The sequence below is a fragment of the Haloprofundus halophilus genome (assembly GCF_003439925.1).
GTDB classification, from domain to species: domain Archaea; phylum Halobacteriota; class Halobacteria; order Halobacteriales; family Haloferacaceae; genus Haloprofundus; species Haloprofundus halophilus.
The window spans coordinates 1,322,779-1,336,332 of the sequence record NZ_QQRR01000001.1; the positions used below are offsets into that span (position 1 = coordinate 1,322,779).

The following is a 13,554-nucleotide window of genomic DNA, read 5'->3' on the forward strand; positions in this document are numbered from 1 at the left end:
TTCACAGCCGAGAGTGGTCCCGCCATCGAACAAAAACGCTCGGAGCCGTGCGGCCGTCAGACGCGCCTTCGGGGACGGGGTGGGTTCTCGAACTACCGAGTTGCGTTCGAGGTAGTCACGGTGCTCCGACCGTCGGCCCCGTCGTGGACGACGTCGACGGTGTCGGGCGCGCCGCCGTCGAACTCGACGCGCGCTCTGTAACCGCGGCTGACGAGCGCCTGTGAACAGACTTCGTCGTCGTCTCGGTCGATTTCGGTCGCCACGACGACGGTGAGGTGGTCCTCGGTGGCGTCGTACTGCACGTCGCCGAGAACGGCGACGGCGCAGCCGTTTCTGCCCCGGATGCATCCTTCGACGACGACGCTCTCGCCGTCGCGGGTGACCGTCGCCGACCCCGCCTGCTCACAGTCACCCGTGCGTTCGAACGTCTGGTCGACGAGTTTCGTCGCGTCCTCGGTCGACTCGTCACCGCTCGACCCATCGTTCCCGTTGTTGCTGTCGTTGTCGCTATTACTGTCGTTGCCGCTATTACTGTCGTCACCACTGTTGCCGTCGTCGCTGGTACCATCACTGGTACAGCCGGCGACGCCGACTGCGGCGAGCGTGGCCGTTCGTGCGAGCAGCGTTCGTCGGTTCATGGCGGTGCCAACGCGACCTCATTTCATATTCTTTTGCAATGGTCAAAATACTCTTTGTGTTACTGCATCGACCGGCGGTAGCCGCCGTCGCCGTCGTCGAAGCGACCGCCGAGCGCGGTGTTGGGAGGGAGACACACCGTATTCTAAGTGTTTCTTCTGTCGCTTCAGCCAGTTTTCGCCTGTGGTCGAGGATACCAGAGTCGACGTGACGGCGCACCGACTCGTCGACTGTCTCACGGAGCCAAGAATTTCTCGCGCTCGGAGTTCCGGAGCAGAGAACGATAATCGAGGGAGGCGAGACACAGACACACCAGTTTCTAAGTGTTGTATCGTTGCTCGGCGAGTGAAGTGCGAGAGACAGCAAGTTGTACAAATATCTGTCCCTACCGGCAATAGGTGTGTCGTCGCCGTCTCCGGGTTTCTATCTAAGAACACTTAGAATACGGTGTCTGTGTCCCCGACGATGGTGAAACAGGACGGGAAGAGCAGGCAGGACCGAAAAACGGGGGAGAACGGAGAGAGGAAAAACGGGAGAGAACGGAGAGGGGAGAGAGAACCGAAAAAGCAGATAGAACAGTTAGAACACATAGAACGTCAGCTATATCTGTGCGTTCGAGAGAGACAGGCCAGCAACAGAAGATGAGGACGACATTCAGAACCGAGCGAAACGTCTTCACGAACAAGGACGTGTTCAAAGAGGGGTACGACCCCGACGAGATTCTCGAACGCGACGAGGAGATCTCGGAGTACATCGGATATCTCGAAGACGCCCTGTTCGGGGAGACGCCGAAGAACATCATCGTCTACGGCAACACCGGGGTCGGTAAAACCGTCGTCACCGACCACGTGACCCAGATGCTCTCGTCGGAAGCCGAACGCCGCGACGAGGGCGTCGACATCCACGTCGTGAAGGTGAACTGCGGGCATCACACGTCGTCGTATCAAGCCGCCGTCGCGCTGGTCAACGAGATGCGGCGCGCTACCGACCGCGAGGAGATCGGGAAGGGGTACGGCTTCGCCGACGCGATGGATATGCTCTACTCGGAGGTCGAGCGCCGCGAGGGAACCGTCTACGTCATCCTCGACGAAATCGACTTCCTCGGCGACGACGACCAGATTCTCTACGAGCTCCCCCGCGCCTCCGCCAACGACTACGTCGAGCGGAGCCACGTCGGCGTCATCGGCATCTCCAACGACTACACCTACCGGGACAACCTCTCCTCGAAGGTCAAAGACACGCTCCAGGAGGACGAGATCAAGTTCCCGCCCTACGACGCCGCCGAACTCCGGACGATTCTCGAAGACCGCGCGGACAAGGGGATGAAAGAGGACGTCCTCGACGGCGCGGTCATCCCGAAATGCGCCGCTATCTCGGCCAGAGACAGCGGGTCGGCCCGGCAGGCCATCGACCTGCTGCGCGAGGCCGGCAACGTCGCCGACGCCGACGGCCGAGACGAAGTCGGAGAGACGGACGTCGACGAGGCAGTGACCCGCGTCGAGCGCGGGCGGCTGAAAGACGGTATCCGCGACCTGACCGCACACGGCAAGTGCATCCTCCTCTCGCTCGCACGCGCGTACGGCAGACAGGAGACGCCGCTCCGACTCAAGGAACTCCTCCCCGTCTACGAGCGCGTCGCCCGCGGTGCCGGCAGCGACCCCCTCGGCGAACACCGGGTACGCGACCACCTCGCCGACCTCACGATGCTCGGCTTCGTCGAGCAGCGCCGGACCAACAAGGGGCGCGCCGGCGGTCAGTTCTATCAGTACGACCTCTCCGTCGACGCCGAAGCCGTCTTCGAGGTCGTCTCCGAGTAACGCACCCCCGTCGCTCCCGCCGGAACACTTTGATTTCGGTGTGTGAGTGTCGGAGTCGAGAACGACGATTCGTCGAATCGACTACACGCCGTCTGCCGAATGTGCCGCGATACCGTACCGTCCAGTGTCCTCGAATCGGAAGCCACTTATGTAGGTCGGGTGTATCGATGGATGAGTCCTGGTAGGGTAGTGGACTATCCTCTTGGCTTGCGGAGCCAGGGACCGGAGTTCAAATCTCCGTCAGGACGTTCACTTCGTTCAAACCTGACGAGCCTCGCGCTCGCTACGTTCGCGCGAGACTCCGTCAGGACGCTACATTTTCCGCGAACGACCGTGCGAACGCTCCGAGTCGCAGGCGTCGCCGCCGAGTTCGACTGAGCAAAAATGCGTTAAGTTCTCTGTGAGACCGGTGACCGGCCGGTCGGACGCGGACGAGTCGGTGCTTACCGGCTCGCGGCTTCCTCGGCGCTCTGCGGGACGCCCTCGGGGACAGCCACGTCCGCGTCGTCGTCGATGTCGTTCGTCTCGACGGTGCCGTCGATGTCGCCGCGGCCGCCGCGCGATTCGACCGACGACTCGGCGAGGTGAACGACGCCGCCGGTCTCGATGTTGTCGTTCTCGACGACGCCCCAGGCGGCGTTCTCGTAGTCGATGAGGATATTCATCCCCGAGGCCTCCACGTCGCCGCCGTTGCGAACCCAGACGCCGCGCGAGTACCCGGAGTAGGACGTCCGCGCGTCGACGTGGGCGACGGAGTCCCGGACGTAGGAGCCGTCGCTGCCGAGGCGGTAGTTGGCGACGCCGTTGTTCTTCGCGTAGCAGTTCTCGATGTGGACGGGTCCGTCGCCGCCGCCGGCGTCGATACCGGGGGCGCTGCCGTAGATGCCTTCCTGCCACCCTTCGAGGTAGACGTTGCGGATCGTCAGTTCGCCTTCGTGGGCCTTGCGGACGAACGCGAAGTCCGTCTCGTAGCTCCCCTCGGCGGCGTAGACGTTCTCGACCAGACCGGTTCCGTCGTCGTCGGTCACCTCGAAGGTGAAGAAGTTGTCCATCGACGGGTCCTCGTACTCGCCTCTGACACCGATGTTTCGGATAGCCCAGTCGTTTCCACTGGCGTCGATGTTGAGCGCCGCACCGTCGGCGGTGATGTCGTAGAGGACGTTCTCGAGCGTCTCGCCGCCCCAGACTCTCACGTCGTACGTCTCGCCTGCGTCGACGACGATGGTCTCGTAGTCGCTGCCGCCGATCTCTTCGTCTCCTTCCTCGCCGGGCGTCTCACCGCGACCCTCGTCGGCGTCCGCCGAGTCGAACTCCGAGGGGTCTACTTCGTCGCCGTCGACCGTGACGGTGACGCCGTCGTCGGCGTTCAGCGCGACGAGTTCGCCCTCGAAGTAGTACGAATCGGTGCCGTCGTTGGCGACCTCGCCGCTGGCGGACCGTCCGTCGATGTCGTCCTCTTTGTCCGTGTTCGCTCGTCCGCCGTCGATTATCTCGCCGGACGTGTCGAACGAGTAGAAGCCGTCACCGACGGCTTCGAGATAGGTAGAAGGGTCCGCGGCCGCGACCCCGGCGGTTCCGAGACCGGTCGCCGCCGCGAGCGTCGCACCGACGCCGCGGAGGAACGGTCGTCGACCGGTCGAGCGGGAGTGCTCGCCGTTCGACTGCAGTGACATAGCCCTTTTCTCAGACGGAGTGGAGTTATCAGTATCTTGCACGAAATATGCTCCGCCGAACGCTACCGAAATCGAATATATAGTGTTCCGCTTCTGCTCGTGAAGCAAAAAGTGTCGCTACAAGAATAGTAGTTGAGAAGTGGAAGTGTCCTCTCCCGAATAGTAGTCGGTGCGTGGGTATCTCACCGAAATATAAACGACATCGACTGCCGAAACTCACCGAGGAGACACTGTACGTCTCAGATACTTGACTATCTGTCTGAGAGTCGTAGAGTGGATACCGTACGCCGCCCCATCAGGTCGCGACTGGGTCCGCCAGCGTCGGCTCTCCCGCGCTATCGTTTTACCCGGAGCGACCGACTCGTCCGGTATGGAGGACGCGCTCCGGGCGGGAGTATCCATCTACAACGCCGGCGAGTACCACGACGCCCACGACGCGTGGGAGAAGCGGTGGCTCGACGCCGACGACGAGAGCGCCGACGAGCGACTGCTCCACGGGCTCATCCAGTACACCGCCGTCGTCTACCACGCCCGGCAGCGGAACTGGAGCGGCGCGCGGCGGCTCGCCGAGAGCGCCGGTGAGTATCTCGCGGGGCTCCCCGCCGACTGTCGAGGCGTGAACCTCGGCGCCGTTCGGACGGAGCTCGCGCGGCTCGCGGCCGACCCCGAGCGAATCGAACGGCGACGACCGATACCGCTCACGTACGAGGGCGACGTGCTCTCACTCGACGATTTGGATTTCGAGGCGGCGACGGTGGTCGCTCGTGTCCGCGCCGAACACGACGGTCGATTCGACGAGGGCCGCGTCGAAGCGGGTATCGACGCGGCTCGCGAGGAACGCGACGAGGGCCGTCGGACGCGCTACATCGCCCTCGTGATGGACTTCGCGGTCGGGAGCGACGCCGAACGACCGGTCGTCTACCGACGGCTCTGCGACCACCTCGAACGCCGCGAGCAGAAACGACGCGACGTCGAGGGACTGTTCGAGTAGCTACAGACGTGGAAGGAGTCGCGGACGTCGGAGGGGTCGTAGGCGCCGAGAGAGTCGTAGGCGCGAGGGGGTCACAGACGTCGAAGGAGTCGCGAGCGCCGAACTACCGAGCGTCTGAGTCGTCCGACGGTACTCGCCACCGGTCGTCGAGGCGGCCGACCAGCGGAACGGCGGCGAGTAGCTCCGGGAGTTCGTCTCGAAACCATCGGTCGTCGGGCCGCTCACTCTCCGCGTCGGGCACTGCTTCCGACGCGGCCGTGCGGAGTTCCTCGGTCGTCGCCTCGCCCCGCTTGCGGAGCGCGTCGAACGCCGCCGCCGCGGCGAGTCGCTGCTCGCTCGTCACACCCCGGTCGACCAGCACGTGCGTGAGATTCGCGTACCGCGGACCGCCGTCTCGACCTCTGAGCACCGCACGTCCGTCCGTGTCGGCGTCGTCGACGGTCCCGTCGGCGGCGGAATCGCCGACGTACCGCCAGAACGGGGCCGTCTCGTCGCCGGGTTCGATGCGGGGCAGTCCCGCGAGCACCTCGCGGGCGCAGTCGTCCCACCACTCGTCGGCGTCGCGGTAGCCGGTCGACGTCTCCGGGAAGACGCCCGCCTTCAGCTCCGGTACCGTCGCCGTCTCCCACTCTCTGAGAAACGTGAACGCGTGTTTGACCGTCTCGGCGCAGTCGACGCCGACCGACGAGTCCGCGAGCGCCTCCCGGACGCTCGGTGGGAGGTCGATGGCCTCGTCGGCGGCCGCCGTGTTGGGCGCTTGCAGCACTCGGCGACCGCTCTCGGTGAGCGCGTATCGGTCGCCACCGCGGTTGTCATCACCGTCGTCGCCGCGGTCGACATCACTGTCGTCGCCGCGGTCGGCATCGTCGTCGCTACCGCGGTCGTCGACGAGCGGCCGCACGAGGTCGTTGTCCGCCATCCGAACCAGTCGCTCGGAGACGGCGTCTGCGTCGACGTCGGCGGTCAGGCGGTCGGCCAACTCGGCCGCCGTGAGTTGGTTGCCGCGCAACCGCGCCAGAACGGACCGGTCGAGGTCGGTGAGTTTGGTGGTGACCATGCCGGGAGATACCACGGCTTGCCTATTGAGGCTCCACACCTTTCGGTGTGTAGACTGGACAGTCGGTATGGAACACTCCGACGAACCCATCGAGGACGCGCGAGCGGAGATTCGCCGAGCGAGCGAGCGCGCCGACGGAGAGACGCGCGAGCACCTGCTCTCGCTCGACGAGGGGCTGATGGAGCTCGGCGGCGGCGACAAAGTCGAGGCCGACGGACCGCCGAGGGAGGACCGCGTCGAACAGGTCGAGGAGAAAATCGTCGGCTTGGCGAACGAGTTCGACGACGACCACTGGATACAGGAGCGGCTCGAAACCGCCCGCGACTACCTCGACCAGTACCGACAGGAGCGGGGGATTCCGACCGACGGAGAGCGGTGAGGGCGGCGCGAATCGCCGGGGGACTGCGACGAAGTCGACGGCGGTTGAAAGCGATTCGGTTGAAAGCGATTCGGTCGAAAGCGATTCGGTCGAAAACGGCTCAGTCGAAGTCGAACGACGGCCAGACCTCGTTCTCGTAGAACTCGAAGAACGACTCCTGGTCGTCGCCGACCTGGTGGACGTAGACGTGGTCGTAGCCCGCGTCGACGAACTGTTGGACGCTCTCGATGTGCGTCTCCGGGTCCGGGTCGGTGACGACGCTGTCGGCCTCGCGGACGTCCTCCTTCGAGACGGCCTGCGACGCCTGCTCGAAGTGCGTCGGCGTCGGCAGTATCGAGGCGAGTTCGCCGGGCACGAACGAGTTCGGCCACTGCTCGTAGGTCGTCTCGACCGCCTCGTCCTCGTCCTCGGCGTAGCAGACGGTCATCTGCGCGAACTTCGGCCCCTCGCCGCCGTTCTCCTCGAACGCCCGGAGCGGTTCCTCCTGCGGGCCGACGCACCAGAAGCCGTCGCCGAAGTCGGCGGCGGCCGTCGCCGCGCGCTCGCCGTACGCCGAGACGGCGATGGGCGGTGTCTCCTCGGGGCGCGTGAACAGGCGCGCGTTCTCGACGGTGTAGTGTTCGCCGTAGTGGCTGGTCTGGCCGCCGTCCCAGAGCTTTCGGACGACTTCGACGGCCTCTTCGAGCATCTCCAGCCGGACGCGGTGCGGCGGCCAGTGGTCGCCGAGGATGTGCTCGTTGAGGTTCTCGCCGGTGCCGACGCCCCAGACGAAGCGGTCGCCGAGCATCCGCGCCGTCGTCGCCGTCGCCTGCGCGAGGATGGCCGGGTGTATCCGCACGATGGGACAGGAGACGCCGACGACGACGTCGATCTCCTCGGTGGCCGTGGCGACGCCGCCGAGCGTCGACCAGACGAACGGGGCGTGTCCCTGCTCGCTCACCCACGGGTGGTAGTGGTCGGAGATGGAGACGAAGTCGTAGCCGCGTTCCTCGGCCTCTCGCGCGTAGTCGACGAGGTCGTTCGGGGCGAACTCCTCGCTCGACAGCGTGTAGCCGAAGTTCGTCATCGCGCCCTCCGCCGATGCCGTCGGTGTCGCCGCTCTCGCGTGCGCTTCGGGGTCATGCGGGGGAGAGGGCAACGAGCGGACGCTTAAGCGTAGTTCGGTGTGATGAGTGTTGGGGTCACTCGAACTCGGCGGAGTTGTCCTGCGGGTCGTAGCCGAGCACCTCGCGGGTGCGCTCGATGGAGTAGTACTTGCGGTCGTTGTCGCTGATGCCGTAGACGATCTCGTAGCCGTAGTCGGCTCGGATGCAGCGGTCGAACAGGTGCGCGCAGTCGCGGTACGAGAGCCACATCGCCTGTCCGCGCTCGTAGTCGATAGGCGGGTGGTCGCGCGTCAGGTTGCCGATACGGACGCAGACGACCGAGAGGCCGCTCTGGTCGTAGTAGTAGCGACCGAGCGTCTCGCCGGCGGCTTTGCTCACGCCGTAGAGGTTACCGGGCCGGGGGAGTTCCGTACCGTCGAGGAGGAACTCGCTCTCGGGGCGGTAGATGTCCGGCGTCCGGCGGTCGGTCTCGAAGGCGCTCACCGCGTGGTTCGAGGAGGCGAAGGCGACCTTCTCGACGTCGGCGTCGACCGCCACCTCGAACAGTGCCTGCGTCCCGTCGATGTTGTTCCGGAGGACGCTGTCCCACGGCGCTTCCGGACGCGGGTCACCGGCGAGGTGGATGATAGTGCCGACGCCTTCGACGGCCGTAGCGAGCGCTTCGCGGTCCGTGACGTCGGTGACGTACACGTCGTCCTGGGTCGTTCCTGGGGGGAGTTTCTCGTCTGCCAGCGGTTCGCGGTCGAGCAGTCGCCAGTCGTGGTCGTCGCCGATACCACCGAGAATGGCTTGCCCGACGCGCCCACCCGCGCCCGTCAGTAAAACCGGGTCGTCCATTCGGTAGTAGATGGATATACGGAGGCTAAGTAACGCACGGTTCGGCCCCGAAGACGGCCGGCCTCGGAGAGCCGACGGCGCACCGTCGCCCGACAGAGATTAACCGGACGACCGAGTCGACTCCGCATGGTCACCGACGCAGAGCAGGCGTGTTTCGAGGCGGGAATCAAGTTCGGGTCGCTCTACCACCAGTTCGCCGGGACGCCGGTCAGCGTCGACAGCGCCCGGAGTCTCGAAACCGCGATGGCGGAGGCCATCGAGAACCAACCGCACTGCGAGACCGTCGCGGTCGAAATCCTCGACGACCGCGTCGACGCCGCAATCGACCACGAGAGCGGCTACACCGAACTCACCGGCTCGCTCATGGAAGTCGAGATGGAGATCCGGTACGAGGGCTGTCTCGTCCGCACGCGCATGGAGATGGAGGACGGTTACCCGCTGATGAGACTGGTCAGCGTCGAAGCGTAAGTCGGCACAGGGGGCGCGGACATCGACCGTTTCGTCTGGTTTTCGCTCCGACACAGAATTTGGCTCCGAGACCCCGACAGCCCTCCGATTTCACTTTCACTTTCGGGCGTGCGTTTAAAACGAGTCGGGTCGAAAAGCCGGGTATGAGCCAATCGCAACTGGGCGACGACGACCTGTTCGGCGAGGCGGCCGCGGAGATGCGCGAAGACGTCGAACAACACCTCTCGGCGGCACGCGAGACGCTCCCCGAGGGCGACGACATCTGGGAGACGGAAGCCGACAACGTCCTCGGCGTGCTCAACGGTCTGCGCTCGGCGCTCGACACCGGCGACGCCGAAGACCACCTCCGACAGGCCAAGAAGTGGTACACCATCGGCGAACGCGCCGACGCCTTCGAGGACGCCGACGACCTCGCGGACGCCATCGAAGAGGTCGAGGAACTCCTCGAACAGATAACCGAGGCCCACGCGAACGTCGGGGAACTCGCCAGCACGGTTCCGCAACTCCGCGGCGCGTTGGACGAGGCCCACGAAGAAGCCGACACGAGCGAGGAGACCGAAACGGACGACGAGGACGAGGAGGACGAAGCCGAAGCGGACGACGAAGACGAGGACGACGAAGAAGACGACGAAGACGAAGAGTAGCTACGACCGTCGGTCCGGCCGCGCCACGTCCCGCTCGGCGACCGCGTCGAGAACGCGTGCCAGCGCCGCCGCCGCCGCGTCGAGCAGTTCCTCGCCCAGTGCCGCGTCGCCGTCGCTCGGGTCGCCGACGACGCCGTTCTCCGCGAACTCCGCCGAGTCGTGCGCGAGGTTGACGCTCGCGACCCACTCGCCCCACCGGTCGGCCGCCCCCGCTCTCGCTTCCTCCACCCGGTCTTCGCGCACCGTCTCGGGAGCGACGTGTCTGAGCAGCGCCGTCTCCAACGGGCCGCCGTGTCCCATCCGCGTCGCGTGTTCGCCGACGGCCTCGAACCAGGTGAACGGGACGGCGTAGGCGTCGTCGCGACGGCTGATTCTCGCGGTCACTTCGCGGAGCGCGCCGACGTTGCCGCCGTGTCCGTTGACGACGACGACGCGGTCGAAGCCGTGGTACGCGAGGCTCTGAACCGTCTCGCGGACGTACGAGCGAAACGTCTCCTCCGAAACCCAAAGCGTCCCTGGGAACTGTCGGTGTTCCTCGGCGACGCCGACGGGGACGGTCGGCCCGACGACGACGTCTCGGTCCGACGCATCGGCACCCGCGGCGGCGACCGCCTCGGCGGTGAGGGCGTCGGTTCCGAGGGGCGCGTGCGGGCCGTGCTGCTCGGTGCTGCCGACCGGCAGGAGCGCGAGGTCGGTATCGAGGTCGCGGACGTCGGTCCACGCGGCGTCTGTGAGGTGCATATCGACGGCACTCGCCGCGGGGGCTTGTACCCCCCGATTTCGGCGGATTCGGAGGCGGCTTCGGCTCTCAGCCTTATTCACAAAATCCGACGCATGCGAATCGGTTTCTGCCCGGCCGTCGACTCCAGAACCGCATGAGTAACGACGAAGCCGACGACAGTCGCGAGTTGGGCGTCGAGTTCGGCGAACTGGAGGACGAACTCGAGTCGCACGACTACCCGACGACGACCGAGGAACTCGTCGACGAGTACGGCGAGTACGAGCTCGAACTCTCGAACGGGACAAAGACGTTCGGCGAGGTGATGGAGCCGTACCAGGAGGAGACGGATCAGGACTTCGAGGACGCCGGGGAGGTCAAGCAGGCGGTGCTCAACATGGTCGGGTCGGAGGCGGTCGGCCGCCAGCGGTACAGCGACCGCGGAAACGAGCAGTCGCAGGACGAGCAGGAATCGATTTAGCGGCTCTTCTGGAGTTACGGTTTCGACACCATCAGTCGTCTTGCGCGTCGGTACGCGCCTGACGCCGGGAGGCGCGTTCGATGAACTCCTCGGGCAGTTCGTCTATCTCGCCGGCCTGAACGCCCCAGAGGTGGGCGTAGAGGTCGTCGTTTCCGAGCAGCTCGTCGTGGGTCCCGCGCTCCTTGACCCGCCCGCCTTCGAGGACGAGAATCTGGTCGGCGTCCTTGATGGTCGAGAGGCGGTGAGCGATGGCGAACGTCGTTCGGTTCTCCGTGAGCCGGTCGAGGCTGCGCTGGATGAGCATCTCCGTCTCGGTGTCGACGTCGGAGGTGGCCTCGTCGAGGACGAGGATTTCGGGGTCTTTCAGGATGGCGCGGGCGATGGAGAGCCGCTGGCGCTGCCCGCCCGAGAGCTTCACGCCGCGCTCGCCGATCTCGGTGTCGTAGCCGTCAGCGAGATTCTCGATGAACTCGTGTGCTTCGGCGGCTCTCGCGGCCTCGACGATCTCCTCGTCGGTCGCGTCGAACGCGCCGTAGGCGATGTTGTCGCGGACGGTGCCGTAGAACATGAACGTCTCCTGACTGACGTAGCCGATGGCCTGGCGGAGACTCGGAATCGTCACGTCGCGGAGGTCCTGTCCGTCGATCTGTATCTTCCCGTCGTCGACGTCGTACATCCGAAGCAGGAGTTTCAGGATAGTCGATTTTCCCGCGCCGGTGGGGCCGACGAGCGCGAGCGTCTCGCCGCCCTCGACGACGAAGTCGACGTCTTCGACGATGGTCTCGCCCTCGTCGTAGCCGAACGTCACGTCGTCGTACTCGACGCGGCCCTCACCGACGACGAGTTCGTCGGCGTCGGGGTCTTCGACGATGCGCGAGGGTTCGTCCATCAGACCGAAGATGCGCGCCGAGGAGGCGCGGGCGCGTTGGTACATGTTGATTATCTGTCCGAACTGCGCCATCGGCCAGATGAACCGCTGGGTGAGGACGATGAACGTGACGAACTGCCCGATGCTGAGCGCCTCCGTGAACGGACCCGGCGGCCCGGCGAACACCCAGAGACCGCCGACGAAGAACGTGACGACGAAGCCGATACCGGCGAGGACGCGCAGGCCGGGGAAGAACTTGATTCGCGTCCGAATCGCGTCCCAGTTGGCGTCGAAGTAGTCCATCGAGACGTCGTCGACGCGGTCGGACTCGTAGGTCTCGGTGTTGGAGGTCTTTATCACCTGAATCCCGCCGAGGTTGTTCTCCAGTCGGGAGTTGAGCGTCCCCACCGAGGAGCGAACGTCGGCGTACTTCGGCTGGATGATGTCGACGAACTTCCAGGTGAACAGCGCGATGAGCGGCACCGGGAGGAGCGCGACGAGCGCCAGTTGCCAGTTCATCGAGAAGAGGATGGCCGCGATGGCGACGACCATCACCGACAGGCGGAAGAAGGAGTTCATCCCGTCGTTGAGGAACCGTTCGAGGCGGTTGACGTCGTTCGAGAGGATGGACATCATCTCGCCGGTCTGCTTGTCGGCGAAGAAGTCCATGTTCAGCCGCTGCATCTTGTCGTACGTGTCGGTGCGGATGGCGTGCTGAATGTTCTGCGCGAAGGAGTTCCACCCCCAGTTACGCGTCCAGTGAAACACCGCGCCGCCGAAGAAGCCGAAGGCGATGAGTCCGACCGAGAAGTAGAACTGTTCGGTCTGCGTCGCCGGGACCACGCCGGAGACGGCCGCCGCGGAGAGAGGAACCGTGTCGGCGACGGCCTGCGCGTACTCTTTGTCGCCGAAGACGGCGTCGATGGCGATACCGAGGACTACCGGTGGGAGCAGGTCGAGCAACCGCGCGACGACGCTCGCGAACAGTCCGACGACGAACTGCGTGGTGTTCTGCCGACCGTACTCGGCGAACAGTCGGCGCATCGGGTTCTCTGTGTTCTCTCGCTGCGCTTCGAAGGGGTCGTCGTCGTCCACGGCCGTTCCCATTATCTCCGAAACAGGAGACGACCGTTAAAAAGCATTACCTACGAATCGAAATACTCCGGTTCGGTGTAGCGGTTCCATCGGCGGTTTCGTTCGGAATCAGGAGCCTATCGCCCTCGGAGATGCCGGTCCGGTTCGTATATCCCATGGGGACTTCGAGGACGTACTTTCCGTGCCCGGTGTAGCGCGTCAGTTGGCCCTCGGACTCGTCGGCCGGGTCCAGCGGCGCGTGGTGAATCCGCGTGATAGTCCCGTCGGCGTCGACGAAGACGATGTCGAGCGGGAACTCCATGTTCCGCATGACGTAGGAGTACTCGCCCTCGCTGTCGTGGACGAACAGCATCCCCTCGCCGTCGTCGAGCGACGTGGTGTTGCTCAGTCCAGTGTAGCGTTTGTTGTGCGTATCGGCGATTCGGACGTCGACGGCCGCGAGTTCGGTTCCGTCGTTCCCGTCGACGGTGGTGACCGTCGTCGTCTCGTACTCGCTCGGGGCGGGGGGGCTGCGGACGTAGTCGAAGGCGACGACACCTCCCGCGGCGAAGAGAGAGACGACGAGGACTCCGACGAGGACACGCGTGCGCACGGTCGTGAGAACGGACCCCACGCGAGTAAGCGTTCCGGGGTTCGTCACAGAGAGAAACAGTTATTCGAGCGGAGCGATTCGTGCAGATACGCGGGCTCGTGGTCTAGCTGGTTATGACGCGGCCCTTACAAGGCCGAGGTCGGTGGTTCGAATCCGCCCGAGCCCACTAAAACCCGTGAGCGACAGCGAACG

The 13,554-nt window shown here is 65.1% G+C and carries 15 protein-coding genes and 2 tRNA genes; 9 read left to right on the plus strand and 8 right to left on the minus strand.

Annotated elements, in window-relative coordinates; all coding sequences use genetic code 11:
- Window positions 1-92 precede the first annotated feature (92 nt).
- A complete protein-coding gene (locus DV709_RS18000) occupies window positions 93-638 on the minus strand; it encodes a hypothetical protein (RefSeq protein WP_198665659.1) in 546 nt (181 codons plus the stop codon).
- A 463-nt stretch (window positions 639-1,101) separates the two neighbouring features.
- Between DV709_RS18000 and DV709_RS17670 the strand changes: the two genes are divergently transcribed.
- The 3 genes from DV709_RS17670 (at window position 1,102) to DV709_RS06580 (ending at window position 2,701) form a co-directional block, all read left to right on the plus strand.
- A complete protein-coding gene (locus DV709_RS17670) occupies window positions 1,102-1,281 on the plus strand; it encodes a hypothetical protein (protein WP_157972671.1) in 180 nt (59 codons plus the stop codon).
- On the plus strand, window positions 1,278-2,453 hold the full coding sequence (locus tag DV709_RS06575; RefSeq protein WP_117592819.1) for an orc1/cdc6 family replication initiation protein: 1,176 nt from the start codon (window positions 1,278-1,280) through the stop codon (window positions 2,451-2,453). Before DV709_RS17670 ends, DV709_RS06575 begins: the two co-directional genes overlap by 4 nt.
- A 175-nt stretch (window positions 2,454-2,628) precedes the next feature.
- A tRNA-Arg gene (locus DV709_RS06580) sits at window positions 2,629-2,701 on the plus strand.
- A gap of 195 nt (window positions 2,702-2,896) precedes the next feature.
- On the opposite strand, the gene DV709_RS06585 is transcribed toward DV709_RS06580, so the two are convergent.
- Window positions 2,897-4,126, minus strand: a complete 1,230-nt coding sequence (locus DV709_RS06585; RefSeq protein ID WP_117592821.1) for a hypothetical protein — start codon at window positions 4,124-4,126, stop codon at window positions 2,897-2,899.
- Window positions 4,127-4,496: 370 nt separating this feature from the next.
- Between DV709_RS06585 and DV709_RS06590 the strand changes: the two genes are divergently transcribed.
- Window positions 4,497-5,117: a DUF309 domain-containing protein gene (locus DV709_RS06590; protein ID WP_117592823.1), complete on the plus strand. Its 621-nt coding sequence runs from the start codon at window positions 4,497-4,499 to the stop codon at window positions 5,115-5,117.
- A 103-nt stretch (window positions 5,118-5,220) separates the two neighbouring features.
- Here the strand turns inward: DV709_RS06590 and DV709_RS06595 are convergent, their stop codons facing one another.
- Window positions 5,221-6,174 (minus strand): hypothetical protein, encoded by a 954-nt coding sequence (locus tag DV709_RS06595; RefSeq protein WP_117592825.1) that lies wholly within the window; start codon window positions 6,172-6,174, stop codon window positions 5,221-5,223.
- 67 nt (window positions 6,175-6,241) lie between these two features.
- Here DV709_RS06595 and DV709_RS06600 point away from each other — a divergent pair, with 67 nt between their 5' ends.
- Window positions 6,242-6,553: a DUF7553 family protein gene (locus tag DV709_RS06600; protein ID WP_117592827.1), complete on the plus strand. Its 312-nt coding sequence runs from the start codon at window positions 6,242-6,244 to the stop codon at window positions 6,551-6,553.
- Window positions 6,554-6,653: 100 nt separating this feature from the next.
- On the opposite strand, the gene DV709_RS06605 is transcribed toward DV709_RS06600, so the two are convergent.
- A complete protein-coding gene (locus DV709_RS06605; RefSeq protein ID WP_117592829.1) occupies window positions 6,654-7,619 on the minus strand; it encodes a TIGR03557 family F420-dependent LLM class oxidoreductase in 966 nt (321 codons plus the stop codon).
- Between the two features lie 115 nt (window positions 7,620-7,734).
- Entirely contained in the window at window positions 7,735-8,496 is a 762-nt protein-coding gene (gene azf, locus DV709_RS06610; RefSeq protein WP_117592831.1) for an NAD-dependent glucose-6-phosphate dehydrogenase Azf, read from the minus strand.
- Between the two features lie 126 nt (window positions 8,497-8,622).
- Here azf and DV709_RS06615 point away from each other — a divergent pair, with 126 nt between their 5' ends.
- Together DV709_RS06615 and DV709_RS06620 are read left to right on the plus strand one after the other, a co-directional pair.
- Window positions 8,623-8,964 (plus strand): dihydroneopterin aldolase family protein, encoded by a 342-nt coding sequence (locus DV709_RS06615; RefSeq protein WP_117592833.1) that lies wholly within the window; start codon window positions 8,623-8,625, stop codon window positions 8,962-8,964.
- A gap of 143 nt (window positions 8,965-9,107) precedes the next feature.
- On the plus strand, window positions 9,108-9,608 hold the full coding sequence (locus tag DV709_RS06620) for a DUF5790 family protein (RefSeq protein ID WP_117592834.1): 501 nt from the start codon (window positions 9,108-9,110) through the stop codon (window positions 9,606-9,608).
- Here DV709_RS06620 and DV709_RS06625 read toward each other — a convergent pair whose 3' ends face one another.
- Window positions 9,609-10,349 (minus strand): creatininase family protein, encoded by a 741-nt coding sequence (locus DV709_RS06625; RefSeq protein ID WP_117592836.1) that lies wholly within the window; start codon window positions 10,347-10,349, stop codon window positions 9,609-9,611.
- 134 nt (window positions 10,350-10,483) lie between these two features.
- On the opposite strand from DV709_RS06625, the gene DV709_RS06630 reads away from it, so the two are divergent.
- Window positions 10,484-10,807 (plus strand): DUF5789 family protein, encoded by a 324-nt coding sequence (locus tag DV709_RS06630; protein WP_117592839.1) that lies wholly within the window; start codon window positions 10,484-10,486, stop codon window positions 10,805-10,807.
- A gap of 31 nt (window positions 10,808-10,838) precedes the next feature.
- Here DV709_RS06630 and DV709_RS06635 read toward each other — a convergent pair whose 3' ends face one another.
- A complete protein-coding gene (locus DV709_RS06635) occupies window positions 10,839-12,782 on the minus strand; it encodes an ABC transporter ATP-binding protein (protein WP_117592841.1) in 1,944 nt (647 codons plus the stop codon).
- A 34-nt stretch (window positions 12,783-12,816) separates the two neighbouring features.
- Window positions 12,817-13,362, minus strand: coding sequence for a DUF192 domain-containing protein (locus DV709_RS06640; protein ID WP_117594169.1), 546 nt, complete (start codon window positions 13,360-13,362; stop codon window positions 12,817-12,819).
- 92 nt (window positions 13,363-13,454) lie between these two features.
- On the opposite strand from DV709_RS06640, the gene DV709_RS06645 reads away from it, so the two are divergent.
- Window positions 13,455-13,528, plus strand: a tRNA-Val gene (locus DV709_RS06645).
- Window positions 13,529-13,554: the final 26 nt, after the last annotated feature.